This is a genomic window from Streptomyces sp. PA03-3a (assembly GCF_033792735.1).
Lineage (GTDB): Bacteria > Actinomycetota > Actinomycetes > Streptomycetales > Streptomycetaceae > Actinacidiphila.
In genome coordinates this window covers 122,565-149,055 of record NZ_JARAVM010000018.1, presented here as the reverse complement: position 1 = coordinate 149,055, position 26,491 = coordinate 122,565, and the positions used below count along the sequence as shown (strand labels likewise).

The window sequence follows — 26,491 nt, the reverse complement described above, 5'->3', positions numbered from 1 at the left end:
CCGGGTCACCCCGTGAACAGCAGCTTGAGCCGCCCGACGGCCTCGGGCACTCGCTCGACGGACGTCGACGCCAGCGGCACCAACGTGGCCCAGATCTCAGTCGACGAGAGCACGAAGAACGGGCTGCCGTCGGAGAGTGTGTCGCGGAACAACTCGCCGGACGCGACCGCCACCCCCTTCCAGGGCGGAAGCTGGGCGGTGTGCTCCCTCGTACGCCGCGACAGCTCCAGCAGCCCGAGGCCGGGCACCTCCTTGATCACCGTTGCGGGCCGCGCGAAGGCACTTCCGGCCGACGGACCGGGCTGGAGAGTGAGCCCGTACGTGCTCTCGGCGACGCCCACCGACCGCAGCAGCCCGAGCACTTCGGTCACGCTCAGTCCGTACAGCCGGGTCACGAGTGCGTGGCGCTCGCCGCGCCACACGACGAGCAACGGCCGCTCTACGAGTCCCGAGCGCGGCTCGCGCTCGATCGACTCAAAAATGCGTAGCACGCCTTTCTGGAAGGTGAGCTCGGCATCGGGCGCTCCGAGGCCCAGGGAAGCGGCGACATCGTCGCCCAAAGTGGCCGGTCCGGCGGTGAACTCGACCAACCGTCCACCGACCACCACCTCGACGGCCGAGGTGCACGGCGCCCGCAGATCGAGGTCGCCCTCCAGGCGGTACGTCCCGCCGTCGAGGGCGCGATGAGTGACGAACGATGCGACCATGTGCATCCTCCTGGAGGGCGCGGGGCGGTGCGGCACCGCGGCCCAAAGGAAGCTAAGACGAGGGACATGAACCTGTCAACACAGTGGTCGGCGGCGAAGTCCGCGTCGAAGGACTCGGCGTTCTTCACATCCCGGTCGCGGATCGGAAACGCAGCGAGTCGACCCGCACGCCCCAGCTCGACGGCGAGGTCTCTCGCGAGTTGCCCGCGTCGGGCTGATGGAAGACGGAGCGGTCGGTGGGCGAGGCTCACGCAGCTGGTGCGGGCAGGCAGCAGGCCCACGTAGGTGTCCGTGGCGAGGTCTCGGTAACGCCTTGGCCGCCGAGAATCCCCTGCGGGGGTTGCGGGGGTCTACCCGTGTAGAGCCGTTGGTGGCATGTTGGTGCGGCACCACGCGCAGGCTGGCCCGCCATCCGTCCTGACGGAAGTTCACGCATGCCCAAAGCCGCAATCTCTCAGGGCATCTGCAGCTCCGTCACCGGCTCGCTGACTCCCGTCGGCGTGGCGTGGGCGGGCGGCCCCGAACCAGGGCGAAAGAAGGCCCAGCCGTTCAGAGCCCCGTCCGGGCGCGGGTTGCGCGGTCCGGATCGCACAGCGGGCGGCCCGCGTGCTGCTGTGGCACATCACTTACACCAGTGGAGGCCTTTCCATGCACTCAGGAAGACTTCTATCCGTTGGCGTCACCGTACTGACCGTGGTGACCGCGTTCCTCGTCGCACTGCTGCCGGCAACCCAGGTCCAGGCTCTGCCCGCCTGGCCGTCGGTCAGCGAGGGCGCGAGCGGGGTGGACACCAAGGCCGCGCAGTATCTGTTGCGGTACCACGGTTCCGGCATCGCGGCGGACGGGCAGTTCGGACCGGCCACCCGCTCGGCCGTGATCAGCTTCCAGACCGCCCGCGGACTGACCGCCGACGGCACGATCGGCGCGCAGACGTGGCCACACCTGATCGTCTCGGTGAGCCAGGGATCGACCGGCGAGGCGGTGAAGGCGGCGCAGACCCAGCTCAATGCATACGGTGCGGGCATACCCGTGGACGGGCAGTTCGGACCCGTCACCAACAGCGCGGTGCGCTCCTACCAGAGCTCCCACGGTCTCACCGTCGACGGCGTGGTCGGCCCGCAGACCTGGCAGAGCCTCCTCGGCACCAACGGTGCGGACAGCGGCGGTGGCGGCACCCCGTCCGGTTACTCGCTGCCGCTCGCCCGGAGCGCTGTCCCCCGGTCGGGCTACGTGGCTCCGCACTACGGCACCACTCCGGCCATCGACCTGATCGTGAGCTACGTCCCGGCATACGCGATCAAGAGTGGGGTCGTCGACCACTACACCAGCGAGACCTGTGGCATCGGTATCCGGCTGCTCCAGTCGGACGGTTCGCGCTTCGTCTACTGCCACCTCAGCACACGTTCCGTGGCCGACGGTATCCAGGTGGCGGCCGGCACCCGAATCGCCACCACCGGCGACACCGGCAACTCCGGCGCCCCCCACCTGCACGTGGAGATCAGGACCAGCGACGGGGTGGCCCACTGCCCGCAGGGCTACCTGCTGGCGATCTACGACAGCCGTACGCCGCCCACCTTCGGCTCTCTGCCGACCAGCGGCTGCACCACCGCCTGAATGGAGCAGCGCCGTCCACCACCCAGCCGCGACGGGCCCGCACCGCTCCGGCATGTACGCGAAAGGCCCTGACCTGCGTCCGTCCAGTCTCCTGGGTGAGAGACTGCCTGCGCCGTTGAACGAACGCGGTACTCACCTGGACTGACCAGGTCCGGCGAGGACTCCCCCGGCTCTTGAGGCGACCGCCCCTGGGGGATGCACGCATCCCGCCGCGGTGGCGCCAGGCCACAGAGCCGCTGCCCGACTGGGTGGACGGCGACCGCCTGGGTTCAGACCTGGACCGGGCAAGGCTGGGTGATACGCCGCTACGAACGCGACAAGCCCGGCGAGCTGGTGCATTGGGGTACGGCCAGAGAACGACGATCAAGGCCACGACCCGGACGGATGACGTATCGGCACCCGCAGGTCGCCTCGGTTGTCACGCGCTACAGCTGCGGGAGCACCTCACTGGCGATGAGTTCCAGGTGGTCGAGGTCAGTGAAGTCGATCAGCCGCAGATGGATCCGGCACGCGCCGATCGTGGAGAACTCGCCCAGCCGCTCCACGAGCTGGGCCGGGGATCCGACCACCGGATCCTCTGGCGGCAGCGCGCTCTTGACGTGCAGGGGGGCGGCCCGCCGCTGCGCCTCCGCGTCGGTACGGCCGATCGCCACCACGACACCCGCCGAGAGCACCAGCGGTGGCTGACCGGCGCCGGCCCGGCCGGTTCGGTCGCACGCCTCGGCAACCCGCTGGTACGCCTGGGCCGTCTCTGCCACCGTTGTGAAGGGCATGTTGAACTCGTCGCCATACCGGGCGGCCAGCTCCGGGGTGCGCTTGGGGCCGCGACCCCCGACGATGATCGGCGGGGCCGGCACCTGGACGGGCTTCGGCAGAGCCGGCGCGTCGACCAGCCGGTAGTGGTCGCCGCGGTAGCTGAATCTCTCGCCGACCGGTGTCCGCCACAGCCCGGTGATCACCTCCAGCTGCTCCTCCAGCCGGTCGAAGCGCTCCGGGACGGCCGGGAACGGGATGCCGTACGAGGTGTGTTCTCGTTCGTACCATCCGGCGCCGATGCCCAGCTCGACCCGCCCGGCGCTCATCCGGTCGACCTGCGCCACCATCACGGCCAGCGGGCCTGGCAGACGGAAGGTGGCCGAGGTGACGAGGGTGCCCAGCCGGATCCGGGAGGTCTCCCGAGCGAGCGCGCCCAGCGTAAGCCACGCGTCCGTGGGACCGGGGAGCCCCGGATCGGCACCCATCGCCTGGTAGTGATCGGCCCGGAAGAAGCCCTCGAACCCGCCGTCCTCGACGAGTCGCGCAAAGCGCAGCTGATCTTCGTAGTCGGCGCCGCGGTGCGGCTCGGTGAAGACACAGATCCGCAGGGTCATCGCCCGTCCGTTTCGGCCGACGTGGACATGTCCCGTTCCATCAGCAGCTCGTGCAGATGGGCGCTGCACCGGGCGACTTCGCCGAGGTGCGCGGTTCGGCCCAGCGCCCGCGGCCGGGGAATGGCGATGTCGACGACGTCGCGGATCCGGCCCGGGCGCGGGCTGAGCACCACCACCCGGTCGGCGAGCAGCACGGCCTCGTCTATCGAGTGGGTGACAAAGACGACGGTGGCGGAATTTTCGATGTGGACGCGTTGCAGCTCCACCGCGAGTTCCGCGCGGGTCAGCGCGTCGAGTGCGGAGAACGGCTCGTCCATGAGCAGCACCCGGGGCTCGCCCATCAGCGACCGGCACAGTGAGACGCGTTGCTGCATACCGCCGGAGAGCTCGTGCGGCCGGTGCTTCTCGAAGCCGCTCAGTCCGGCCGTCTCCAGCAGCCTGTACGCCCGGTCGCGGTGCTCTGCCTTGCTCCACCCGAAGATCTCCACGGGCAGCAGGACGTTGTCGAGGACGGACCGCCAAGGCAACAGGGCCGGCCGCTGGAACAGCAGGGCGACATCCCGCCGGGCTCCGGTGACCCGCTCGCCGCCGATGGTGATCAAGCCCTCGGTGACCGGCAGGAGCCCGGCGATCAGCCTGAGCAGTGTGGACTTGCCGCAACCGGACCGGCCCACCACCGCCACGAACTCACCCTCGGCGACGTGAAGGCCGATGCCCTGGAGCGCCACCGTCGAACCCGACCGGCTGGTGAAACTCCGGGACACAGCGGTGAGTCTGATCATCCGACGGGTCTCCCCATCCATTGGCGATCGCCATGACGGCCAGTCTGTGACGTTCGGTCAGGCTACCTGCAACAGGCCGCTCAGCGGTACCTGTCGCGCTGTCGGTGAATTCCTCACCCTGCCGACAACTGCCCTTCTTGCGTACGCTGTTGTCCGCACGAAGTGTCATGCCCTCCCGCGGTTCGTCACGCCGTTTCGTCTCGACGCCCCTCCGCCGGCGCAGTCGGTGGTCGGAAAGGACAACACTGTGCGCATGAACAGGTTCGCCCGTACGGTTGCCGCGGTGGCCCTGGCCACGGCACTGGCGCTGGCTTCGGGGTGTGGCGGGTCGGACTCCGACGCCGGTGCCGGTGCGGACGTCAAGCCACTGAAGAAGGTGACCTACCTGACCTCGTTCGGCAACTTCGGCCGGGACGCGTACGCCTGGGTCGCGAAGGACAAGGGGTTCTTCGAAGAGGCCGGCTTCGATGTGGAGATCAAGCCGGGCCAGGGTACCGGCGGCGTGATTGCAGCCGTCCTGAGTGGCCAGGCGCAATTCGGCCCGACCGACCTGACGGGAAGTTTGCTGCAGATGGGCAATGGCCAGGCCAAGGACTTCGTCGCCGTGGCCGCCATCCAGCAGCGCACCATGGCCGCGATCGCCACCACCGAGGGCACCGGCATCGCCGTACCGAAGGACATCGAGGGCAAACGGCTCGCCGACACGCCCGGCTCTGTCGTACGTAACCTCTTCCCGACGTACGCCCGACTGGCCGGAGTGGACGCCGACAAGGTGACATGGGTCAACGGCGATGCACAGACCCTGATGGGCACACTCGCCGGCGGCTCGGTGGACGGCATCGGCCAGTTCGTGGTGGGTAAGCCGACTATAGAGGCGGTGACCAAGAAGAAGGCCGTCCTGCTCCCGTACAGCGACGTGATGCCCGATCTCTACGGGAACGTGCTCATCACGTCGAAGGAGATCGCCGAAGAGGAGCCGGAGACGGTGAAGCGGTTCACCACGGCGCTGCTCAAGGGCTTGGAGTACAGCCTGGCCAACTCGAAGGAGGCCGCCGAGATCCTGAAACGGAACGTGGACGCCACGAATCCGGCCGCTGCGGCTGCCGAGTTGAAGTTGATGGCCGCCTATGTCAGGCCAGGCGGTTCCGGCACGGCAATCGGGACACTGGACTCCGGACGGGTGGCGAGGAGCATCGCGGTCCTGCAGGATGCGGGTGCGCTGCCGCCAGGAATGACCCCTGAGCAGATCATCGACTTCGATCTCGTACCGAAGGCCTGATCCGCACTGGTTGTCCGAACGTACGCTCCCCGCCGGCGGTCGGCAGGGAGCACCGGCATGTGCCGCACCGACTCCGCGCTGAGTGGCCGAGCAAAGGGACGAGCTGGGCGGCTCGAGGAGGGTGGGATGACCGAACTCTCGCAGCAGCAGGCCCCGGCGGCGGCCCCGGCGCCGGGGCCGCGAGTCGGACTACAGCGCAGTACGCGTATCGGTACCGTGCTGCTACCCTCGGCCGGACTGCTGGTCGCGCTCGGCGTGTGGTGGCTCCTCACGTCGGTGCTGGAGGTGATCCACCCGGTAGTGCTGCCTCCGCCCGGTGCAGTCCTCTCGGCGTTCACCGCAGCTCCGGCCCAGTTCGTGGAGCACACCGGCCACACCACGGTGGAGACAGTTGTCGGGTTCGTTCTCTCCAGCGCCTGCGGGGTTCTGATCGGACTGTCACTGGCCGGCTCACGGGTGGTGGAGCGGATGTTCACACCGCTGCTGGTCGCCGTCAACGCGGTTCCGAAAATCGCGCTCGGGCCGCTCCTGGTGGGGGCGCTCGGCTGGGGGCAGAAGCCGGTCCTGACCATGGTCTTCCTGCTTTGCTTCTTCCCGATCGTGCTGTCCACCGCAACCGGCCTCACCTCGACCCCGGCGGACCTGGCCGAGTTGGCGCGCTCGCTGGACGCGTCGCGCTGGCAGGCGTTCCGGAAGGTACGGCTGCCCGCAGCGCTGCCGCAGATCTTCGTCGGGCTGAGGGTGGCCATGCCGCTCGCCGCGATCGGCGCAGTCATCGGCGAGTTCCAGGCCGGTGAGACCGGGCTGGGCTATCTGATCGTGCAAGCCGGAGGGGTCGGCGACACCGCCACCGCCTGGGCGGCGATCATCCTGGTCGGGTTGATGAGCATCCTGCTCTACTTCGCTTTGGTGCTGATCGAGCGGTTCGCGCTGCCCTGGGTCAGGGAGACCACCTCACGCAGCTGACGGTCAACGCCTGCAGAGCCTTGCGATCATCGGTCATGGCGCCAGTGTTGCCGGTGCTGCCCTGATCGAGGTCACGCGACTTTCGCTGGTCGTCCGCCCCAGCGCAGGCTCTTCTCGCTGCGGAGGCTTGCCCGCACCCCGAGGGATTCGGGCGTCAGCTGCAAAATGGGCGTCAGCGTCAGGCGGGAACGATGTTCTCGGCCGTCGGGCCATTTGGACTCTGCGCGATGTCGTAGGTGACCTTCTGGCCTTCGCGCAGCTCACCCATGCCCTGGGCGGCAATGTTCGAGAAGTGGGCGAACACGTCAGCGCCGCCACTGTCCTGCTCGATGAAGCCGAAACCCTTTGCCGCGTTGAACCACTTCACGGAGTCTTTCCCGGTAAGTGCCCGTCGCTCGCTGTGATCGCGATGCTTGGGCTGCCGCCCGTGCGGTCCTCAAGTCCGGGCAGGCGTAAGGCCCCTGGGAGGAACGATCTTGCGACGGATTGTTCTGACTGAGGGGCCTCACGTGTCGACCAGTGTCACATACACCGCGGTACTCGATGTGAAGCGGTCCACCGCCGAGCACCTGGCCCGGTTGCTGCGCGATCGCCGCATCGCGGCCGGAACCCGCAAGGGCAGGCGTGCGCTGGGCTGCTTCCGCCAGGCGGTGCTCGTCCTGCGCTGGTTCATCGACGGCACCCGCCTTTCCCAACTCGCCCGCGACAACGGCCTGTCGGCATCCACCACCTACCGCTACCTCCACGAGGGGCTGACCGTTCTGGCAGCCGGGGCACCGGACCTCGCGACCGCACTGGAGCGCGCGAAGGCAGCCGGGCTGACGCATCTGAACCTCGACGGCACTGTCATCCGCACCGACCGCGTCGCCGCCCCAGGCCCCAACGGCGCAGACCTCTGGTGGTCCGGAAAACACAAGCACCATGGCGGGAACGTACAGGTCATCGCCACCCCGGACGGCTGGCCGATCTGGGTCTCACCGGTCCGCCCGGGCAGGGAGCACGACACCACCTGCGCCCGCCACCACGGCCTGATCGACGCCCCCAACCGGATCGCCGCCGAGCTGGACATGCCAACCCTCGTCGATCTCGGCTACGAGAACGCCGGCGACGGCTTCCGCCACCCACACAAAAAGCCCGCCGGTGGCGAGCTGACCGAGGCCCAGCAGACCTACAACAAGGTCATCCGCGGCATCCATGGGGTCTGCGAGCGCGCCAACTCCCTGCTCAAGACCACCTTCAAGGCCCTGCGCCGGGTCAGCCTCGACCCAGCCGCATCACGAAGATCGCCGCCGCAGCCCTCGTCCTGCTCCAGCTGGAGTACGACCGCACCATCTGATCAATCACAGAGCGTCATGATCCGTTACTGGCAAAGACTCAGTGAGCCTTTTCCAACCTGATGGAGTGCGTGGGTAGTTGGGCTGGAGGGGTGGTGTCTGGACGTGAAGAAGCTCCTGGTAGACGGGTTCACGACCAAGATCGCCTGTCCACAGGAGCTTCCGCGTGCCTGTCTACCCGTCCGGCGTCGATGTGTCCACCTCGACCCTGCGCTACCTGTCCGCTCTCCTGCGGGCCCGCCGCCAGGAACGCGGAACACGTTGGCGTCGCGTGAGCGTGGGCCGCCAGGCCCTGCTGGTTCTCGCGCACCTGCGTTCCGGCCATACCTACGCCCAGCTGGCCGCCGGGTTCGGCGTAGGCACCACCACCGCCTACCGGTACATCGCCGAGGCCATCGACGTCCTGGCAACCCTCGCACCCACTCTCACCGAAGCGATGAATACCGCCTCCACCAAGGCATTCGTGATCCTGGACGGCACGCTGCTGCCGATCGACCGGATCGCAGCCGACCGGCCCTTCTACTCCGGGAAACACAAGAAGCACGGCATGAACGTGCAGGTGATCACCGATGCGGCGGGGCGACTGCTGTGGGCCTCGCCCGCGCTACCCGGCGCGGTCCACGACATCAAGGCCGCCCGCAGCCACGGCATCATCGACGCCCTGGAAGAAGCCGGCGTGGAGTGCTGGGCCGACAAGGGCTACCGTGGCGCCGGCGGCACCACACGGCTGCCCTACTGGGGCCGCTGGGAAACGCTCTCCACAGGTCAGCAGGCCGTCAACCGCTCACACGCGAAGATCCGCGCGCTCGTCGAGCGGGCCATGGCCACTCTCAAAGCCTGGCGACTCCTACGCAAGCTCCGCTGCAGCACCACCCGCGTAACCAGCCTCGTCCAGGCCGTCCTCACCCTGCACCTGACCTGCTCAAACTGAGGTGGGAAACACCTCACTGACGCCGTCCCGGTGGCTGCTGCAGTGCAGGCGTTGGTGGCGACCTGCCATGCCCAACCCAGTGAGGCTACGCGGTCACAGCACTGGGGTCAGGTCCTGGCCGCCGTATCCGTGATGGTGACCACTTCGGTGGCGGGCACCTCGTGACCGTCGTCGTCGAGGAAGCCCACGTGGACGGGGCGGCTGGTGAAGCGCGTCCGTCGCAGCGCGGAGGGGCCCGAGGGGCGCGGGCGGTGGTGGTCGCCCCACTGCTGGAGCGCTGATAGCACCACCCGCAGGTCTCGCCCCGCCTCAGTCAGGTGGTAGCTCTGCCGAGGCCTGCTGCCCGGTTCCCGATATGCCTGCGTACACAGCACGCCGCTCTCGACGAGAAGCTTGAGCCGGGCGCTGAGCAGGTTGGTTGCGATGCCTAGGGACGACTGGATCTCCGCGAATTTATGTTTCCCGGTGAGGATCTCGCGGAGCACCAGAAACGTCCAGCGCTCGCCGAGAATCTGCAGGCTGCGCTCGATGGAGCAGGCCGGCTCGTCGTTCATGGGGCTTGACCCCTGCCCTTGGGTTGACACTGTCCACCTCCCGCGCAATACACGTCCCCGACTGGAGCATTTCGGACAATACTCTCCTGGATCTCGTATTGCAATCCAGACCCCGCGCTGCACGAAGACCTCCACACACAACGGCGCGAATGCAGCAGGCGTGCGAGCCCACCCCTGCCGCAATCCTGACCGTCGACGGCTTCCAGGGAGCCCCACGCCATAGCGCAGACCTCGCATGCCTCACCCTTCACACCCGGCACCCCTCGCCTGACTCTGCACCTGGGCCCGCCCGCCCCGCTTCCCTCCGCCCTCGCCGCCGACACACCCAGAACCGCCCGCGACCGAAGTTCACGAAACCCCCCATATCTCTAGAAATGGGAAGCAATCACATCTAATCCGATCTACCCTGACTTGCGTATATAAATCCAACCGCTAACGTTGAAGTCGTGAGCGGCCCTGCCCCCAGCCCGACCGACAGACGATCACCCGCCACGAGCCAGCCGGAAACAGGGCGTGCCTTCTGCCGCTCTGGACGGGTGCTTTCGCCGCAAGGCCTGCCCGGGGCCCGGCGCAGCCCAACAGGTCGCACAGAGAGAGGATGATCGATGAGCAGCTCCACCGGAACGCCGTTCACCACAGTCCGGACGGCCGCTGAAGCCGCCGGCACCGGCACGGCGATAGCCCTGCTGGATGCGAATAAGAGGGTGGTCGGATGGACGCGGGCCGCCGAGCAGCTCGTTGGATACCCACCGGCGGACGTGGTGGGCTGCCCCGCGGCGACCCTCCTGGTGGACAGCGAGGACCGAGCGAAGGCATCGGCGTTCTTCGAGCCGGGCGCAGCCCGCGGTCGGTCCGGCTTCGTCAAGGTCCGCCACCGCGACGGCCGCAGGATCGACGTACGCCTGTGCGTGCAGTCGCTGTCCGGACACAACGGCCAGGCCCAGTGGGTCGTGTCGGCAGGCGGCAAGGGCACGCCCCCCGCCTGGGCGGCGGACCGAGCGGTGCTGGAGTCGCTCCCGGGAACACTGAATCTCCCCAGCCGTCTGCCGGTCGGGGTCGTCATACGCGACACCGAACTGCGCTGCACGTGGGTGAACGACACCCAGGGCCTCAAGGACGGCATCCCCATGCCACGACGGCTGGGGCGCAGACTGCCGGAGGCGGCTCCCGGCACCGAAGCCGCACAACTTGAGGCACTGATGCGCCAGGTGCTGCACAGCGGCGTCCCCGCACTCAACGTGGAATACCGGACGTTCCTGCCGGCGCAAGCACCCAGGCGACACACGCTGACGGCGTCGTTCTTCCGCCTCGACGACGCGCAGGGCCGCGCCTTGGGCGTGTGCGCCGTGAGCGTGGACGCCACCGACAGCCGGCGGGCGCAAGAGCGTCTGGCGATCCTCGGCGAGGCCGGCAAGCGGATCGGAACCACCCTGGACGTGATGCAGACCGGACAGGAACTCGCCGATCTCGCGGTGCCTCTCCTCGCGGACCGCGCCACCGTCGACCTGGCGGAGTCGGTTCCCCTCGGCGAGGAGCCCCTGGCACGCCTCGGGCTCAAGGGTGGTCGCACCCCCGCGTTCCGCCGCGCGGGCTTGGCCACGATCCACCCGGAGACCTCGCAGGCCCTGGCCGCGCGGGCAGAGGCGGTCATTGTCCCGCCGACGTCGCCAAACATCAGCGTCCTGCGCTCGGGGAAGTCCCACTTCGAACCGATCCTGGACACTTCGCCCGGCACGTGGGTGGATCACCACGATGCGGCACGGGCGGCGATCCACGACTGCACGGCACACTCATTGATCGTCGTCCCGATCCACGCCCGGGGTGCCGTGCTGGGTGTGGCGGCGTTCGTACGAACTGGCGACCGTGCGCCGTTCGAGGAGGACGACCTGCTCCTGGCCGAGGAACTGGTCAGCCGGGCCGCACTGTCCCTGGACAACGCCCGCCAGTACGCGCGTGAACGCTCCGCAGCCCTCGCTCTGCAACGTCACCTGCTCCCCCACCATGCGGCGGGCGGTGCGGCCGCTGACGTGGCCTCGCGCTACCTGCCTGCCGACGACCACCACGGTGTGGGGGGTGACTGGTTCGACGTGATCCAACTGCCCGGCGCCCGGGTCGCCCTGGTCGTCGGAGACGTGGTCGGACACGGCATCAAAGCAGCGGCAACCATGGGTCAGCTCCGCACTGCGGTACGCACCCTGGCCGATATGGACATGCCCCCCGATGAACTCCTGAGCCGCCTCGACGAGCAGGCCCTCCGCCTCACCGAGGCGGATGCCGACCCAGATGACCCGGCTAACACGACCATGACCGCCACCTGCCTGTACGCCGTCTACGACCCGGCCACCCGATGCTGCACGATGGCGCAGGCCGGGCACCCGCCTCCCGCGATCATCGATCCGCACGGTGGCGTCACCTTCGCCGATCTGCCTGCTGGCGCACCGCTCGGCCTCGGACTGGTCCCCTTCGAGTCCGTGACGGTTCAGTTGCCCGAGAACACAACGCTCGCCTTCTACACCGACGGCCTGATCGAGGATCGCAACCAGGACATCGACATCGGGATGGATCGCCTGGCTACGATCCTGAGCCGGCGGGGCCTCACGCTGGACGAGCTCGGCTCGTCGGTGGTGGAGACACTGCCGGCCAGGGCGCCGAGCGACGACGTCACCCTGCTCCTCGCCCGGACCCGCTCACTTGGCCCGGACCAGATCGCTTCGTGGCAGCTCCCGGCCGAACCGGCGTTCGTCAGCCGCGCCCGGGCCCTGGCCACCCGGCAACTGGCCCAGTGGGGACTGGACCGCCTCGCCCAGTCCACGGAACTGATCGTCAGCGAGCTGGTCACCAACGCCATCCGGCACAGCCAGGGCACGATCGGCCTGCGCCTCATCCAGCACGGGGCGCTGACCTGCGAGGTGTACGACACCAGCAACAACCACCCACGGCTGCGCCACCCCCAGACCACCGACGAAAACGGCCGCGGCCTCGCCCTCGTCGCCCACCTGTCCCGCCGGTGGGGAACCCGCAACGCACCCGACGGGAAACTCATCTGGGCCGAACAGCCACTGACAACCAGCCCGTGACATCACGTCCGGCAGCACGGCTCCCATCGCGTCGACCGGGCCGGCCACGGCCCATAGCCACTTCGCCGCAGCGCGAACACAAAAGGCAGCACCGGACTCATGGCACTGTCCTTGCGAGAAGTGCAGGATATGGGTTCAGTCCGCTGCCCGCCCAGGGACTGAGGTGTTTCCCACCTCAGTTTGAGCAGGTCAGGTGCAGGGTGAGGACGGCCTGGACGAGGCTGGTTACGCGGGTGGTGCTGCAGCGGAGCTTGCGTAGGAGTCGCCAGGCTTTGAGAGTGGCCATGGCCCGCTCGACGAGCGCGCGGATCTTCGCGTGTGAGCGGTTGACGGCCTGCTGACCTGTGGAGAGCGTTTCCCAGCGGCCCCAGTAGGGCAGCCGTGTGGTGCCGCCGGCGCCACGGTAGCCCTTGTCGGCCCAGCACTCCACGCCGGCTTCTTCCAGGGCGTCGATGATGCCGTGGCTGCGGGCGGCCTTGATGTCGTGGACCGCGCCGGGTAGCGCGGGCGAGGCCCACAGCAGTCGCCCCGCCGGATCGGTGATCACCTGCACGTTCATGCCGTGCTTCTTGTGTTTCCCGGAGTAGAAGGGCCGGTCGGCTGCGATCCGGTCGATCGGCAGCAGCGTGCCGTCCAGGATCACGAATGCCTTGGTGGAGGCGGTATTCATCGCTTCGGTGAGAGTGGGTGCGAGGGTTGCCAGGACGTCGATGGCCTCGGCGATGTACCGGTAGTTGGAAAAGGCTCAGTGGGTCATCAACGCCTACGTGCTGTTCTACGGAGGATTTCTGCTGCTCGGCGGACGCGCTGGCGACCTGTTCGGACGCCAGCGGCTGTTCGTCATCGGTCTCGCGCTGTTCACCGTCGCCTCGCTGGTCAACGGGCTGGCGCAGTCGACCGGCATGCTTGTCGGCGGACGAGGGGTACAGGGCCTCGGTGCCGCTCTTGTTTCCCCGGCAGTGCTCTCCATCATCATCGTCACCTTCGAGAGCGGTGCCGAACGCGCCAAGGCCCTTGGCTTCTTCACCGCCGTCACCGCCTCCGGGGCGGCGGCGGGCATGCTCTTCGGTGGCCTGCTCACCGAGTACGCGTCATGGGAATGGGTCTTCCTGGTCAACGTGCCGATCGGAGTCTGCGGCGTCGTCGGGGCGCTAGGACTTGTCCGGACGATCATGTGACTACTCGCCGTCCGCGTCGTTGATGTGGACATGGGGCGGGGTGACCTGAGCCATGCTGAATGGGAACGACTGCGGCCGTTCCTGCCGGTCAGTAACCGGCGTTGTGGCCGGTGGCGCGATCACCGGCAGGTGATCGACGGGATTCTGCACCGAGTGCGGACCGGGGTGCAGTGGCGTGACCTGCCGGAACGCTTCGGGCCGTGGAAGACCGTGACGCCAACGCATACCACGGGGTTCCCGACTTTCGTTTGCCTTATGAACCGTCGCACTCCTACGGTGTTCGCGTGAGCTCACTGCCACCCCCTTCGGCTTCTCCGACACCACGGTAGAGGCCTCATCCGTCGCCGCCGACACCACACAGCAACTGTGGACCATGTCCGAGACGCTGTGCCGGGGCTCCCTGAGCCCGCGCCCGCATGCGTCCATGCACCCACGTACGTCTGCCCATCGCTGCGGGAACCGAGGTTCCTTCCTCACGCCCAACCTGGTCCAGCGCAAAGAGCTCGGCCCCTTCCTCCGTTCTCGCCGTGAGGCGACCGAGCCCGTATCGGAGGGCTTCCGGCCAGGAACCCGCCGTCGGACACCCGGGCTGAGACTGGAGGAGCTGGCGCCCCACTCGCGGGGCTGAGCGGCACCTGGTGAACGTGGATCGAGCAGGGACGTGACATCAGTGCCAGCCGGCAGGTCATCGAGAGCCTTGCCACCGCGCTGCGGCTCACCCAGCCCGAGGATGCGTATCTGTTCACCCTCGCGGGCCTTGCCCTTCACCGAGCGGCCCTCATCCGCGGAAGATCGACCCCCTGCTGGAGCGGCTGGTGCAGGAATTGCACCCGAGGCCGGCGTACGTGATGAGATGACCCCGTGGTGGGGCCTGCTGACATACAACGACGGCAATGCCGAGTTGCTCGGCGGGCTGGACCAGCCGCCCGAAGGCGAGCGGAGCATTATGTGGCTCACTTCCTCGAGTCACGCGGCTCCGGCCTCTTCGTGGACTGGCTGGGCGAGGCCCGCTCCTTGGTTGGCCAGTTCAGGGCGGCCCTCGAGCAGTATTCCCGACGATCCGCGCGGACCCGAGCTTCTGAAGATCATGCAGGAAGCGTCCGACATGTTCTGCGCGCTGTGGGGAGAGGGAAGAATCAGCGGTTTCATTTCATCCCGGAAGAAAATCCGGCATTCCCGCTTCGGCCGTATCGACCACGACTACATGAAATTGGTCGACGCGGGTGACGAGTAGCAGTCCTCATGTTTTTCTAGAAGTCGCGAGAACAGATGACTGACTGTCCCCACCTTTTCTCATAGTCAGGCAAACCCGAAACGCATAGTGCGCGGGGCCGGGATCGCTTGCACCCGCGCACTATACGCCATGAATCTTCCGTTAAGGTAGGGGCAGGGCCGTCAGGTGACCGGACGGTGGAAGCACTCAAAGACGTTGCCGTCGCGATCTTGGACGATGGTGCGCACTCCGCCAGCTGCTTCGGTGGGCCCGTCGATGACCGAACCACCCTCCTTAACGAAGTGACCGACCGCTGCTTCCAGGTCGTTGACATGCAGTGTCGCCTCGCGCCGCATCTTCTCCAGCGTCTGCGCGTCCCCCTCGATCAGCAGGAAGGGACCCACGACGGCCAGCCGGAGGCCCGGGAACTCCAGGACCGGCGCCTCGTCGACGCCTGCCAGCCCCTGGTACAGGGAAAGGGCGTCGGTGATGCTCGAGACCTCGATGCGGGGGGAAATCGAGTCGATAAGATTGTTCATGACTCTACGGTATGCAGCCCACAAGTAGACCCTCAACCACTTATCCGGGTGCCAATTGCAATAGCCTCCGACTGCCTTCTCCTGCGATGCAGGCAACCCGAACACGAGCATGAGCGACACCCAAGCAAAGGGGTGCGCCATATCCTTCCGGGGCCTACCCGCGCACTATCGGTCCTCAACCGTATGAGTTCCCGCGCGCCGCATAGACGGCCAGTGGGCCGTCGCCCGGTACGGTACGCCTGCCTACCGTGACGAAACGTACAGTATAGGCGAAAACGTAAGTAAACCTTTTTAGCGGGGCCACCAATCGAGTTCTCAAGACGGTGGAGTCGGCGACCGGCGCGAAGGAGAGGGGCTAGTAGTAGGTCTGCCACCTACGGGGTCGGGTTCAGATACTTACTTTTTTGTCTGTACTTCCGGGCCGGAGGGTGCCGATCTACGGTGAAGCCATGACACACAGCCCAACCCCCCATTCTGCCGAGCACGCTCTTGAGCAGCGCCTGCAGTACCTCGCCGACAGGTTCGAGATACAGGACCTGATAGTGCGCTACGGTCTCGGCCAGGATCTCCACGAAGACGGCGACAACAACGTCCTTGAGCAATGGGACACCGTTTTCGCCCCCGAGGCCACCGTCGACTATTCGGCGGCCGGCGGTCCTCAGTTGCAGGACATCCACTACCGCAGGCTCGTGGATGTGATGCGCGGAGCCGACGGGTCCATGAGCGGATTGCTCAAGTGGCAGCACTTTCAGGGGTTTTCCACGGTCGCCATAGACGGCGACACTGCCCTCGCCCGCACCCAGCACCTGCACACCCACAAGGGCAGCACCGACGGTCGGGGCTGGAACCTGATGCAGACGGGCTTCTTCGTCGACCAGCTGGTACGACGCTCCGAGGGCTGGCGCATCATGCACCGCACACTGGAGATCATCTGGATGGACACCTTCCCCACCGTCTGACTCAGCTGGGGAAGCCGCCGACTGCAGCAGCGCGGCGGGGCCCAGCACAGTTCGACTGCTGCGAGTCGGCGTGGCCCGACTGCACTGTCCAGTCATGCAGGGCGGTAAGCGCCGTAGCGAGGGCGCGTCCGGCGGAGGTCAGTTCGTACTCCACGTGTGGCGGAACCTCGGGGTAGACCATGCGGTGCACGACGCCGTCGGTCTCCAGCGCGCGGAGTTGCCGGATCAGCATCTTCTGGGTTACCTGCGGGATTGCCCGTTCCAAGCTGGAGAACCGGCGTGGCTGGTGGACGAGCAGGTGGTGAATGATGAGCAGTTTCCATCGGCCTCGGATGATGTCCAGCGCATGTTCGACCCGGCTGATGACGCAATCCTGGCCCGACTCCCCGTCAGAGGTCTTCACCTGCTCAAGGTCGTCTTGGTCTGTCATCTGAGGGGTGTCCATAGAGTTCGTTCTCTCAAAGAGGAGTCGGTAGGCACTTCGCCAACCGGCCACACGACCGGCGGAGTCGCCTGTCGGTTCAGCCAGCGGCGGCCAGCAACTCTTGCGACAGCGTCCACAGCCGTCGGGCGTTGTCCGGGTCGACGGCGTACCGGGCGACGCCGTGCAGGCTGCCGGATCGGCGGTCGATGACGTCGGTCTCGTTGCAGTCGACGAAGTAGCGGCCGCCGATCCCTTCGAGGTGGGGCGAGGTGGCGAGGAGGACGGACGTGGCGGCGCCCTGCTCGACGGTTTTGATGAGGTTGGCGGGGACCCTGCCGCTGCCACGTCCGCCGGTGTGGCGTTGGAGGTTGGTGTAGATGGCGCCGGGCATGAGTGCGTTGGCGGTGATGTTGTCGTCGGCCCAGCGGCGGGTCGCCTCCACGGCGAACAGAACGTTGGCGGTCTTGGACTGGCCGTAAGCGAGCCACGGATCGTAGGGGCGAAAGGCAAAGTTGGCGTCGTCCCACACGATCGGGGACTGCTGGTGCCCCGTGGAGCTGACGGAGACGATGCGGGCTGCGCCGTCGGCGGCCAGTGCGCCGTGCAGGCCGTTGGCGAGGGTGAAGTGGCCCAGGTGGTTGGTGGCGAACTGCCATTCCCAGCCGTGTTCGGTGTACTGCTCGGGACAGGCCATGACGCCGGCATTGTTCACCAGGATGTGGAGCGGACCTTGCCATGTGGTGGTAAACGCGGTGACGGACGCGAGGTCGGCCAGGTCCAGGCGTGCGACGTGGACCTCCTGATTGCCTGTCGTGGCGGTGATGTCCTTGGCGACGCGGTCACCCGCCGCTTCGTCCCGGACGGCCAGGGTGACCTCCGCTCCAGTGCCGGCCAGAGCGCGAGCCGTTTCCATGCCGAGGCCGGAGGAAGCGCCGGTCACCAGCGCGCGGCGGCCGATGAGGTCGACGCCTGCCGCGACTTCAGCGGCCGTGCTGGAGAAGCCGTACGGGGTTTTGATGGCACTCATGTGCAAACTCCTTTGCGGGTACTGCAGGGGTCGGAGGGCCAGCCAGCGTCAGGGGGTGAGTATCCGGTCCTGCTCCACCGGGGGGGTGCCGTCGTGCCAGGGCAGGGCCTTGCCGAACCGAACCAGCTCGCCGTACAGGGCAGGGTCGACGTGCTCGGCGAAGACAAGGTCAAGCACGGCTCGGGCGGCCTCGGCCGGGGGCCGGGCCTTGCTGTAGTCGCTGAACCAGGGACGGGATGTGGCGGTGTCGACCATGCCGGGGCACACGGAGGCAATCAGGATGCCGTTAGCCAGGTCACGTTCACGGCGTTCGGCTGCGACCGCCCGGACAGCCGCTACCTGGGCAACCTTCGACGGCACGTTCAGCCAGCGCGGCCAGCCCGCAGCTTCTGCAGTCTCGTGGTGGATGGCGCTGCGCCAGGACTCGACGGCGTACTCCACCTGGTCCAGGCTCGCTCCGTCGAACAGGTGGTGAAGCCGGGGGTCGAGGTGGCCGAGGGTGCCCAGGCTGCTGGCCACGACGATCAGCCGGCCTCCCGGTAGAAGGATGGAACCGAACGAACGCAGAATTGCGTGGGTGGCTCCGTTGGAGACGTCGATGAATTCGTCTGCGCGGCCGGATTGTGATTCCCCGGGGAGCAGTCGGGCGACGGCGTTGGAGATGACGACGTCCACGCCACCGTGATGCTCCCATAGTTCGTCGGCGAGCCGGGCGATGGCGTCGGGGTCGGTGACGTCCAGGACCCGGCCTTCGACCTGGGCGCGCGTGCCGGGCGTCTGCGCCACCTCGCGGGCGGCGTCGGTGACCCGCTGAGGGTCACGACCGGTCAGTAGCACCAGGTCCCGCGGGCCCATGCCTGCCGCCAACCCTTCCACGAGAGCGCGGCCGAGTCCCTGGTTGGCGCCTGTGACGAGGGCGATGCGAGAAACGTTCATGCAAGCCACGCTAAAAACAACGGCGGCATGAGTCCAACGAGAAACACGCACAACTGGCATGCGTAATCGTCATGGATCTCAGCGATTTGTCGCTACCCGAGACCTCGCGCCCCGGTGTCGGCTTACTTGCCGTCCGCGCTGGCGGTACGCAGATCCCAGTAGCAGCGTGGCAAGGCAGCCTTCGAAGTGATGCCCATGATTCCACCGAAAGCCAATCAGAGATACCATGCGTAATCGTCATGGACTTCACAGATGTGTCGCTGACTGCACTGCGCGTCTTCCGTGCGGTGGCCGAGCAGGGAACCTTCACCGCGGCCGCGGCATCGCTGGGTTATACCCAGTCCGCGGTGTCCCGGCAGATCGCCGCCATCGAACGAGCGGCCGGTACACAGCTATTGGAGCGACGGCGCGACGGAGTACGGCTGACCCCGGCCGGTCGCGTCGTCGTGCGCCGCGCGACGATCGTGCTCGACGAGATTGACACGACCGCGCGGGAACTGTCGGGTCTCCCAGGGCAGGCCGCCACCGTCCGCCTGGGCTGGTTCCCCAGCGCCGGAGCCAGCTTGCTGCCCACAGCACTGACCACGCTGCGCCGAACGGACCCCGCCATCGAAGTTGTCAGCAGGGAGGGGAGCACCCCGGCGCTGGTGCGGGCCCTGCGGGCCGGCAGCCTGGACCTGGCCCTGCTCGCGTCGGCGCCACCATTTCGCCCACCGGACGCCGAATCACCCCCTCTGGCGCTGCAAACACTCACCGAAAGGGCACTACGTCTCGCGGTACCCGCCACCCACCCTCTCGCCCGCAACGACTATGTCGACGTGGCCGACCTGCGTGGGCAGCGCTGGATCGCGGGTTCTTCCTCTGGTGAGGACCGGCTGATGGGGGTGTGGCCAGGCCTGGACGAGCGACCCGAGATCGTCCACACCGCCCGCGACTGGCTGGCCAAGCTCCACCTCGTCGCAGCCGGCTGCGGACTGACCACCGTACCCGCTGCCCTCGCCCCGGCCGCTCCGCCAGGTGTGCGCATCCTTCCCGTTCGCGGCGGCCCGCAGGAACAGCGACGCCTGCTCCTCGCACGCCTTCCCCATGCCCTGGCCGAGCCGGTCAGCCGCGTGGCAGCGGCCCTCCACGCCGCTGCTCTCGACGCCGACGCAACGGCGCAGCTGTCGCCGCGCTCGTGACCATGCGGGCGATCGGCTACTCGCCGACGATCAGGAGCAGCTTTCCGGTCGTGGAACGCGACTCGATGTCGCGGTGGGCCTGCTCGGCCTCAGCGAGCGGGTACCGGCCGCCAATGGCCACCTTCAGCCGGCCGTCGCGGACGAAGTCGAACAGCTCGCCCGCGTGGTGCAGCAGCGCCTCGCGGTCGGGAATGTGGTCGCGGAAGACCGGGTAGCTGACCTTGATGCTGTTTGGCAGCTCCCGCATCGAAATGGTCGGCACCTGGCCGATGAATGCCCCGTAGTACAGCAGCGTTCCGTGCCGGCGTAGCGCCTGCATCGACGCGCGAAAGGTGGTCTCGCCGTTGCCGTCGAAGACCACGTGTACGCCCTCGTCGCCGGTGAGCGCGCGGACCGGATCGACGAAGTCGCCGCCCGTGCTGACCACTACGTGATCGGCCCCGGCCTCGTGCGCCACGGCGGCCTTCTCCGGTCGCGACACGACGCCGATAGCTGTGCCGCCGCGCAGCTTTACCAGCTGGGTGATCAGCCGGCCCAAGCCGCCCGCCGCGGCGTGCACCAGCGCCACGTCTCCGTGTGCCACCGGGTAAGCCTCGGTGGTGAAGTGGTGCGCCGTGATGCCCTGCATCATCAGCGCCGCCGCGGTCTCGTCGTCGACGTCGTCGGGGACGGGCACGGCCACAGCGGCCGGTACGGCAACTCGCTCGGCGTACGTCCCGTACGAGTAGACCCACGCCACCCGGTCACCGGGAGCGAAGCCGGCGACCTCGGGCCCCACCTCGCGGACGACACCGGCGGCTTCGACGCCGGGAACGAAGGGCACGGTGAGACCGGCCGGTCCGTTCTGTCGCGCTCCTGTGTCCATGAAGTTCACACCGGCGGCCCGCACATCCACCACCAGGTGGCCGGGACCGGCGTGCGGGGCGGGGGCGTCGATGAGGCGCAACACCTCAGGGCCGCCAAGCTCGGTGATCGTGATAGCGCGCATGCGCTCGTCGTTGTCGTTCATGAGACCTATGCTGGGAAGCGAAAAATGTACCCGCAAGTACAGAACGGTGCGCCATGCTGACTGCCAAGGGGGCCGCCACCCGGCAACGCATTATCGAAGCCGCCTCGGACCAGATCCGCGAGTACGGCGTCGCGGCAACCCGGCTCGACGACGTGGGACTGCGCAGCCGTACGGGCAAGAGCCAGATGTTCCACTACTTCCCGGGCGGCAAGGAGGAGCTACTGGTGGCGGTGGCCGCGTACGAGGCGCAGCGAGTCCTCGACGACCAGCAGCCCCACCTCGGCACCCTGAACAGCTGGCCGACCTGGCACGCCTGGCGCGACGCCGTGATCGACCGCTACCGCAAGCAGGGCGAGCGGTGCCCGCTGGGCGTGCTGCTAACCGAGGTGGGCCGCCAGACCCCGGCAGCTCGCGAGATCACCCGCCGCCTGCTGGCGGACTGGCAGGATTCGCTGCGCCAGGGCATCGCCACCATGCAAGCCGCTGGCGCGGTCGAGTCCGGCATCGATCCAGACCGCGCCGCGGCGGCCTGCGTCGCCGGTATCCAGGGCGGGGTGGTGATCCTCATGGCCACCGGCGATATCGGCCACCTCGAGGCCGCCCTCGACCTGTTCCTGACCCACCTACGGGGAACCGCCGTCACGGCGGCAGAGGGTCAGCCCGCGGCCGTGAGGTAGGCGAAGAACAGGACAACCACTTCGACGTCGGGCAGCACCGGGCACCGGGCAGCGACCTGGCCGGACATGATGAGACCGCCGAGGTCCTCTACCGCGACTGGATGGCGATCGAGCAGGCCGCCGGGAATCACTCGGGGGCCCGGAAAGCGGTGGCGCGGGTCACCGAGGTCAGCCGGGCCTACGACATCTCCATGGACGCGCGCACTGAACACGCGGTGGCCGCGGTGCTGGAGGAGGCCGGGGACCTGGCGGCCGCGCCAGGAAGCGCTTGACACCGCACACGGAAGCGGGTGCCGGCCGCGACGGGGGAACGCGACCGGCACCCACTGCATAGCAGCGTAGTCCCGAAGCACGAGGGAGCAATGCTCATGACTTGTGGATCGGTTCCGGAAGGGCACGCGGAGGGCGTACCTTCCCGAATGATCCTTAAGGTCTCCGAGTAGGCCCGCGTTGCAGCGCGGGTCGGGAAGGCACGCCCGTGCTCAGCGTAGTCACCGACGACGGCTGCACCCAGTCCGGCTCCCTGATCGACGAGATCGTGCGGGAAGGCGCCCGCCGGATGCTGGCCGCCGCGCTGGAAGCCGAAGTCAACCAGTACATAGCCGAGTTGTCGGCCGAGACCGACGAGTACGGCCGGCGTCTCGTTGTCCGCAACGGCCACCACCGGCCCGGACGGTGGTCACCGCGGCCAGGCCGGTCGCGGTCAAGGCCCCGCGGGTCAACGACCGCCGCGTTGACGATGAGACTGGCGAGCGCAAGCGGTTCTCCTCGAAGATCCTTCCGCCGTGGTGCCGCACATCCCCGAAGATCTCCGAAGTGCTGCCGCTGCTCTACCTGCACGGCCTGTCTTCCGGAGACTTCGTCCCGGCACTGGAGCAGTTCCTCGGCGGCACCGCCGGCCTGTCGGCCGCGACCGTGACACGGCTGACCAAGCAGTGGAGCGAGGACCATGCCGCTTTCCAGAATCGCGACCTGTCGGATCGTGATCGTCTACGTGTGGGCTGACGGCGTCCACCCGAAGGTCCGGCTCGGCCAGGCCCACTCGTGCGTGCTGGTCCTGCTCGGGGTCCGGCTGAACGGCACGAAGGAGCTGATCGCCCTGGCCGAGGGCTTGCGCGAGTCCACCGAGTCGTGGGCCGACCTGCTGCGCGACTGCCGCCGCCGCGGCATGCGCGACCCCGAGCTGGTCATCGGCGACGGTGCCATGGGCCTGTGGCGGGCTCTCGCCGAGGTGTTCCCGGCAGCCAGGCCGCAAAGGTGCTGGGTCCACAAAGCCCGCAACGTCACGAACTGCCTGCCGAAGTCCGCGCAGCCCGGCGCGACGAAGGCGATGCAGGAGATCTACAACGCCGAGGACCGCACCCACGCCGAGAAGGCGATCGCGGCATTCGCGAAGGCATACGGGGCAAAGTTCCCGAAGGCCGTCGCGAAGATCACCGAGGACCGGGACGAACTGCTCGCCTTCTACGATTTCCCGGCCGAGCACTGGATCCACCTGCGGACCACCAACCCCATCGAGTCGACGTTCTCCACGGTCAAGCTCCGCACTAAGGTCACCCGCGGCGCAGGCAGCCCGGCGGCCGCCCTCGCGATGGTGTTCAAGCTGGTCGAATCCGCTCAGGCGCGATGGCGCGCGATCACCGGAGCCCACCTGGTGCCCCTCGTCCGCGCCGGTGCACGATTCGAGAACGGCGTCCTGGTCGAGCGCAAGGAGCAGGCCGCATGAACGTCCACGACATCCTGCAGAACCCGGACGAGCACGTCCGCTTCGCGGCCTACCTCGACAAGCTGGAGCACGTTGACGACCCGGACGAGGTCGACCTGGTCAGCAGCGTGCTCACTGATCCGGACCAGACGATGGCCCAGTCCGCCGTTCTGCGACACCTGGACCGTCGAGCCGCCGGCCTCTACCCCGCTCCCGCCTACGAGGAGTGGGCGCAGACCATGACCCAGGCCACGATCGACCACCCCTTCCTGGCTCAGCGCCTGCGGGAGTGGTCACTCTTCCGCGCCATCACGCTCAAGCTGCCCTGGCAGCCGGACGACCTGCTCGCGTCATCCAACTGGCTCCAGCTCAAGACCGCCGACGGAACGAACACCGAGGCCATCGAGATCCTCGCCGAAGCCGGCCACACCAAGCGGATCCGCAACACCGCCAGGACCGGTCTCACCCACCACAGCGAGAGCTGAAATCAGCTGACCCACAACTCTTGACTATTGCTTGTCTCCGCACCCCCGGAGCTTCAGGGGTGGGGCCGGGTGTACCGCGTCACCAGGCGCTGGCGCCGCCGTCGACGGCGTAGTTCGCCCCGGTGATGTAGGAGGCTCGGTCGGAGGCGAGGAAGGCGGCCAGTTCGACGATCTCCTCGGGCCGGGCGAAGCGCTTGAGCAGGGTCTTGCTGGTGATTGCGTCGCGGGCGGCCTGGTTGTCGCCGAGGTCGCGGTCGCTGGCGGGGGTCAGGACGGGGCCGGGGCTGATGGCCACCGCGCGGATCCCGTGGGGGGCGCCTTCGAGCGCGAGTTGCCGGGTCATGCCGATGACGCCGGCGTTGGCCGCGGTGTGCCCGACCATCGGGGGGTTCTGGCCGGCGATCATGCCGGCCATGGAGGCGACGTTGAGGATGACGCCGCCACCGCGGCGTACCAGGTGGGGCCAGGCGGATTCCGAGACGAAGAAGGGGATGTCGAGTTCGCCGGTGATGGTGGCGTGCCAGTCCTCGACGGAGAAGTCGGGCAGCGGGCCGAAGCGCAACGAGGCGGCGTTGTTGTAGACGACGTCGAGCCCACCGTAGGCGGCCACCGCGCCGTCGACGAGGCGCCGTACCTGCTCCGGGTCGGTGAGGTCGACCGGGGCGATGCCTGTCATCTCGCCGCCCGCGCGGCGGACGAGTTCGGTCGTTTCCTCGTTGGCGTCGGGGTGGATGTCGGCTCCGACGACCTTTGCGCCTTCTCTGGCGAACACGTGGGCCGCGACGCGGCCCATGCCTCCGCCGGTGCCGGTGATCAGCACGATCTTGCCGTCAAGAAGAAGTGTCATGGGGGTGCTCCTGGTCAGTGGGGTGTGTGGGTAGGCGCGTTGGGCGGTGCGCCCGGGGGCCTCACCCGACGATCGAACCGAAGTATTTGACACGTCAAGCATCTCTCCGAGCTTGACAAGCGTCAAGCGTTCCCCGGTCGGCCTCCATCGCGGGCACCCGGCCCGTGACCGGCATGGAAGACTTGGATCACCGGCGATCGCCTCGCCATCCCGCCGGGAATTCCGGACGCGCACCCCGCCCACCAGGCGCGATGCGCCGGTACCGGGGGCATGACCGGCTCGGTGACCGGGAGGGAGGGCGATCGGCACAGGCAGGCCGACGCCGAACGGAGCGATGCCAGCGTGACCGACGGAACACCGCATCAGGCGCCGGCGGCGCGCGGAAGGTACGCCCCCGTCCGGCTGCACGAAAGCGAGATCCTCCGGCGAGGCCTGGAAACCTTCGCCGAGCTCGGCTCCGCCGCGACCACCATGCGGGAGCTAGCCCGGCGGCTCGGCGTGAGCCACAACTTCGTCCACGAACGGTACGGGTCGAAGGGCGTCTTCTGGCGCGCGGTGGTGGACTTCGCGCTGCGGGACGCCCAGCCCGCGCTCGACCGGCTGCTGGACGGGTGCCACGACGACGGCGAGCGCCTACGGGCCGTCATCGTCCACCTGTACCGGCTTGCCGCGAACGACTCCGCCATGAACCGGTTGCTCACCGACGAGTCGACCCGGGACTCCAACCGCCTGGACTATCTCCACCAGCGGTTCATCAAGCCGTTCTGGGACAGCATCGAGCCGACCGTCGACGGCCTCATGGCGGCGGGCCGCATGCCGCGCGTCCCGCCGCACATCCTGTACTTCGCCGTCACGGGCCCCGCGCTGGCCCTGGCGCAGGACCCCATCGCCGACCGGCTTGACCCCGACGACCTCCAGGCGGCGGAGCACGACAGGAACAGCATGGCCGACGCCCTCTCCGCCCTTGTCCTGCACGGCCTGCTTCCGCCGGAGCATGGGCCCGTCACCGGCCCGCCCGGGCGGACCTGACAACCGCGGCAGTCGCGTCAGGAGGCGATCCTCTTCAGGGCCGCGGCCAGCGCCTTGAGGGCCAGGCCCTCGAGGTGGTCGAGGAAGCGGCGCCGTACGGAGGCCAGACTGGTCGGCCACGTCTCCCTCAGCCGGGCGAGGCCCGCGTCGGTGAGGACGGCATTCCAGCCACGGGCGTCCTGGGTGTCCTTGACACGCTCCACGAGTCCGTCGCTCTGCAGCCGGTACACGGCCCGCCGAGGTGGTCAATATTGAAAACCAATGCGATGGGGGTACGAAGACCTGATGCACGACGACGCGCGGCAGGGCCGTTCTTTCGGCGGCCGGTCAGCGACGTGTCGCCCCTACCTGTGGCGGACTGGCGCGCCGGGTGATGCATAGCGGGCGCCAGCGGGAGGCCGGGCAGTGGTCTGCAGTGGTCTGCAGTGGTGCCGGGACGGACTGTTGCTCACCCGCTGGCTGGCAGCGCGGGCAGAGTTCGTGGTGGCCGAGGTCGGTGATGATGGTTCCCCATCCGCGGCAGTTTTCGCAGTCGCGGGCCGGGACGGCGTTGGCGCGGGGAGCGGGGCTTGCCCCGTCGGTCATACGGCGCTTCCTCCGATGCGTCTGATATGTCCTTTGTAAGCGACCGGCACCACACCCGCCAAATGCGCGTTCGACAATCAGGC

25 protein-coding genes and 4 pseudogenes are annotated in these 26,491 nt (G+C 68.0%); 16 read left to right on the top strand and 13 right to left on the bottom strand.

Features of this window, described 5'->3' with window-relative positions; all coding sequences use genetic code 11:
* Positions 1-5 precede the first annotated feature (5 nt).
* Positions 6-707 (bottom strand): hypothetical protein, encoded by a 702-nt coding sequence (locus tag PV342_RS22520; protein WP_500318518.1) that lies wholly within the window; start codon positions 705-707, stop codon positions 6-8.
* A gap of 693 nt (positions 708-1,400) precedes the next feature.
* On the opposite strand from PV342_RS22520, the gene PV342_RS22515 reads away from it, so the two are divergent.
* Positions 1,401-2,321: a peptidoglycan-binding protein gene (locus tag PV342_RS22515; RefSeq protein WP_500318517.1), complete on the top strand. Its 921-nt coding sequence runs from the start codon at positions 1,401-1,403 to the stop codon at positions 2,319-2,321.
* 425 nt (positions 2,322-2,746) lie between these two features.
* On the opposite strand, the gene PV342_RS22510 is transcribed toward PV342_RS22515, so the two are convergent.
* Entirely contained in the window at positions 2,747-3,691 is a 945-nt protein-coding gene (locus tag PV342_RS22510) for an LLM class F420-dependent oxidoreductase (protein WP_500318516.1), read from the bottom strand.
* Positions 3,688-4,455 carry an ABC transporter ATP-binding protein gene (locus tag PV342_RS22505; RefSeq protein ID WP_500318515.1) on the bottom strand — a complete coding sequence of 256 codons (768 nt, stop codon included), beginning with the start codon at positions 4,453-4,455 and terminating at the stop codon, positions 3,688-3,690. Before PV342_RS22505 ends, PV342_RS22510 begins: the two co-directional genes overlap by 4 nt.
* Positions 4,456-4,726: 271 nt before the next feature.
* On the opposite strand from PV342_RS22505, the gene PV342_RS22500 reads away from it, so the two are divergent.
* Together PV342_RS22500 and PV342_RS22495 are read left to right on the top strand one after the other, a co-directional pair.
* Positions 4,727-5,752, top strand: coding sequence for an ABC transporter substrate-binding protein (locus PV342_RS22500; protein ID WP_500318514.1), 1,026 nt, complete (start codon positions 4,727-4,729; stop codon positions 5,750-5,752).
* A 126-nt stretch (positions 5,753-5,878) separates the two neighbouring features.
* A complete protein-coding gene (locus PV342_RS22495; protein ID WP_400809037.1) occupies positions 5,879-6,718 on the top strand; it encodes an ABC transporter permease in 840 nt (279 codons plus the stop codon).
* 178 nt (positions 6,719-6,896) lie between these two features.
* Here the strand turns inward: PV342_RS22495 and PV342_RS22490 are convergent, their stop codons facing one another.
* Entirely contained in the window at positions 6,897-7,085 is a 189-nt protein-coding gene (locus tag PV342_RS22490) for a cold-shock protein (RefSeq protein ID WP_500318513.1), read from the bottom strand.
* A 142-nt stretch (positions 7,086-7,227) separates the two neighbouring features.
* Between PV342_RS22490 and PV342_RS22485 the strand changes: the two are divergent.
* Both PV342_RS22485 and PV342_RS22480 read left to right on the top strand, forming a co-directional pair.
* A pseudogene (locus tag PV342_RS22485) lies at positions 7,228-8,054 on the top strand (HARBI1 family protein).
* A gap of 164 nt (positions 8,055-8,218) precedes the next feature.
* Positions 8,219-8,983: an IS5 family transposase gene (locus PV342_RS22480; protein WP_500318512.1), complete on the top strand. Its 765-nt coding sequence runs from the start codon at positions 8,219-8,221 to the stop codon at positions 8,981-8,983.
* A 107-nt stretch (positions 8,984-9,090) separates the two neighbouring features.
* On the opposite strand, the gene PV342_RS22475 is transcribed toward PV342_RS22480, so the two are convergent.
* Entirely contained in the window at positions 9,091-9,537 is a 447-nt protein-coding gene (locus tag PV342_RS22475; RefSeq protein WP_400809654.1) for a winged helix-turn-helix transcriptional regulator, read from the bottom strand.
* 605 nt (positions 9,538-10,142) lie between these two features.
* Here PV342_RS22475 and PV342_RS22470 point away from each other — a divergent pair.
* A complete protein-coding gene (locus PV342_RS22470) occupies positions 10,143-12,614 on the top strand; it encodes a SpoIIE family protein phosphatase (RefSeq protein ID WP_400809657.1) in 2,472 nt (823 codons plus the stop codon).
* A gap of 175 nt (positions 12,615-12,789) precedes the next feature.
* Here the strand turns inward: PV342_RS22470 and PV342_RS22465 are convergent.
* Positions 12,790-13,347, bottom strand: a pseudogene (locus tag PV342_RS22465) (transposase family protein); the annotation flags it as partial.
* A gap of 1 nt (position 13,348) precedes the next feature.
* Between PV342_RS22465 and PV342_RS22460 the strand changes: the two are divergent.
* From PV342_RS22460 to PV342_RS22450, 3 genes and pseudogenes are all read left to right on the top strand, one after another.
* Complete coding sequence (locus PV342_RS22460) at positions 13,349-13,792, top strand: MFS transporter (RefSeq protein ID WP_400804923.1); 444 nt, start codon at positions 13,349-13,351, stop codon at positions 13,790-13,792.
* Between the two features lie 30 nt (positions 13,793-13,822).
* Positions 13,823-14,005 (top strand): annotated as a pseudogene (locus tag PV342_RS22455) (transposase); the annotation flags it as partial.
* 544 nt (positions 14,006-14,549) lie between these two features.
* Positions 14,550-15,026, top strand: coding sequence for an MmyB family transcriptional regulator (locus PV342_RS22450; protein WP_500318511.1), 477 nt, complete (start codon positions 14,550-14,552; stop codon positions 15,024-15,026).
* A gap of 161 nt (positions 15,027-15,187) precedes the next feature.
* Here the strand turns inward: PV342_RS22450 and PV342_RS22445 are convergent, their stop codons facing one another.
* Positions 15,188-15,544 carry a VOC family protein gene (locus tag PV342_RS22445; RefSeq protein ID WP_400804920.1) on the bottom strand — a complete coding sequence of 119 codons (357 nt, stop codon included), beginning with the start codon at positions 15,542-15,544 and terminating at the stop codon, positions 15,188-15,190.
* Positions 15,545-15,993: 449 nt separating this feature from the next.
* Here PV342_RS22445 and PV342_RS22440 point away from each other — a divergent pair, with 449 nt between their 5' ends.
* Positions 15,994-16,503 (top strand): nuclear transport factor 2 family protein, encoded by a 510-nt coding sequence (locus PV342_RS22440; RefSeq protein WP_500318510.1) that lies wholly within the window; start codon positions 15,994-15,996, stop codon positions 16,501-16,503.
* A gap of 1 nt (position 16,504) precedes the next feature.
* Here the strand turns inward: PV342_RS22440 and PV342_RS22435 are convergent, their stop codons facing one another.
* From PV342_RS22435 to PV342_RS22425, 3 genes are all read right to left on the bottom strand, one after another.
* On the bottom strand, positions 16,505-16,933 hold the full coding sequence (locus PV342_RS22435; RefSeq protein ID WP_500318509.1) for a winged helix-turn-helix transcriptional regulator: 429 nt from the start codon (positions 16,931-16,933) through the stop codon (positions 16,505-16,507).
* A 91-nt stretch (positions 16,934-17,024) separates the two neighbouring features.
* A complete protein-coding gene (locus PV342_RS22430; RefSeq protein WP_500318508.1) occupies positions 17,025-17,954 on the bottom strand; it encodes an SDR family NAD(P)-dependent oxidoreductase in 930 nt (309 codons plus the stop codon).
* Positions 17,955-18,002: 48 nt separating this feature from the next.
* Positions 18,003-18,890 carry an SDR family NAD(P)-dependent oxidoreductase gene (locus PV342_RS22425; RefSeq protein WP_400804909.1) on the bottom strand — a complete coding sequence of 296 codons (888 nt, stop codon included), beginning with the start codon at positions 18,888-18,890 and terminating at the stop codon, positions 18,003-18,005.
* A 239-nt stretch (positions 18,891-19,129) separates the two neighbouring features.
* On the opposite strand from PV342_RS22425, the gene PV342_RS22420 reads away from it, so the two are divergent.
* On the top strand, positions 19,130-20,071 hold the full coding sequence (locus tag PV342_RS22420) for a LysR family transcriptional regulator (RefSeq protein ID WP_500318507.1): 942 nt from the start codon (positions 19,130-19,132) through the stop codon (positions 20,069-20,071).
* Between the two features lie 16 nt (positions 20,072-20,087).
* Here PV342_RS22420 and PV342_RS22415 read toward each other — a convergent pair whose 3' ends face one another.
* A complete protein-coding gene (locus tag PV342_RS22415; RefSeq protein ID WP_400804940.1) occupies positions 20,088-21,059 on the bottom strand; it encodes a quinone oxidoreductase family protein in 972 nt (323 codons plus the stop codon).
* Positions 21,060-21,133: 74 nt separating this feature from the next.
* Between PV342_RS22415 and PV342_RS22410 the strand changes: the two genes are divergently transcribed.
* The 4 genes and pseudogenes from PV342_RS22410 to PV342_RS22395 all read left to right on the top strand — a co-directional run bounded on the left by PV342_RS22410 (position 21,134) and on the right by PV342_RS22395 (position 23,947).
* On the top strand, positions 21,134-21,757 hold the full coding sequence (locus tag PV342_RS22410; RefSeq protein WP_400804903.1) for a TetR/AcrR family transcriptional regulator: 624 nt from the start codon (positions 21,134-21,136) through the stop codon (positions 21,755-21,757).
* 101 nt (positions 21,758-21,858) lie between these two features.
* Positions 21,859-22,029 (top strand): hypothetical protein, encoded by a 171-nt coding sequence (locus PV342_RS22405; RefSeq protein WP_500318506.1) that lies wholly within the window; start codon positions 21,859-21,861, stop codon positions 22,027-22,029.
* Positions 22,030-22,235: 206 nt separating this feature from the next.
* Positions 22,236-23,483 (top strand): annotated as a pseudogene (locus PV342_RS22400) (IS256 family transposase).
* On the top strand, positions 23,480-23,947 hold the full coding sequence (locus PV342_RS22395) for a hypothetical protein (protein ID WP_400804900.1): 468 nt from the start codon (positions 23,480-23,482) through the stop codon (positions 23,945-23,947). Before PV342_RS22400 ends, PV342_RS22395 begins: the two are co-directional and overlap by 4 nt.
* A gap of 79 nt (positions 23,948-24,026) precedes the next feature.
* On the opposite strand, the gene PV342_RS22390 is transcribed toward PV342_RS22395, so the two are convergent.
* Complete coding sequence (locus PV342_RS22390; RefSeq protein WP_400804897.1) at positions 24,027-24,794, bottom strand: SDR family NAD(P)-dependent oxidoreductase; 768 nt, start codon at positions 24,792-24,794, stop codon at positions 24,027-24,029.
* 342 nt (positions 24,795-25,136) lie between these two features.
* On the opposite strand from PV342_RS22390, the gene PV342_RS22385 reads away from it, so the two are divergent.
* Positions 25,137-25,823, top strand: a complete 687-nt coding sequence (locus tag PV342_RS22385; protein WP_500318505.1) for a TetR/AcrR family transcriptional regulator — start codon at positions 25,137-25,139, stop codon at positions 25,821-25,823.
* A 17-nt stretch (positions 25,824-25,840) separates the two neighbouring features.
* Here PV342_RS22385 and PV342_RS22380 read toward each other — a convergent pair whose 3' ends face one another.
* A complete protein-coding gene (locus tag PV342_RS22380; protein WP_400804891.1) occupies positions 25,841-26,026 on the bottom strand; it encodes a hypothetical protein in 186 nt (61 codons plus the stop codon).
* Positions 26,027-26,491: the final 465 nt, after the last annotated feature.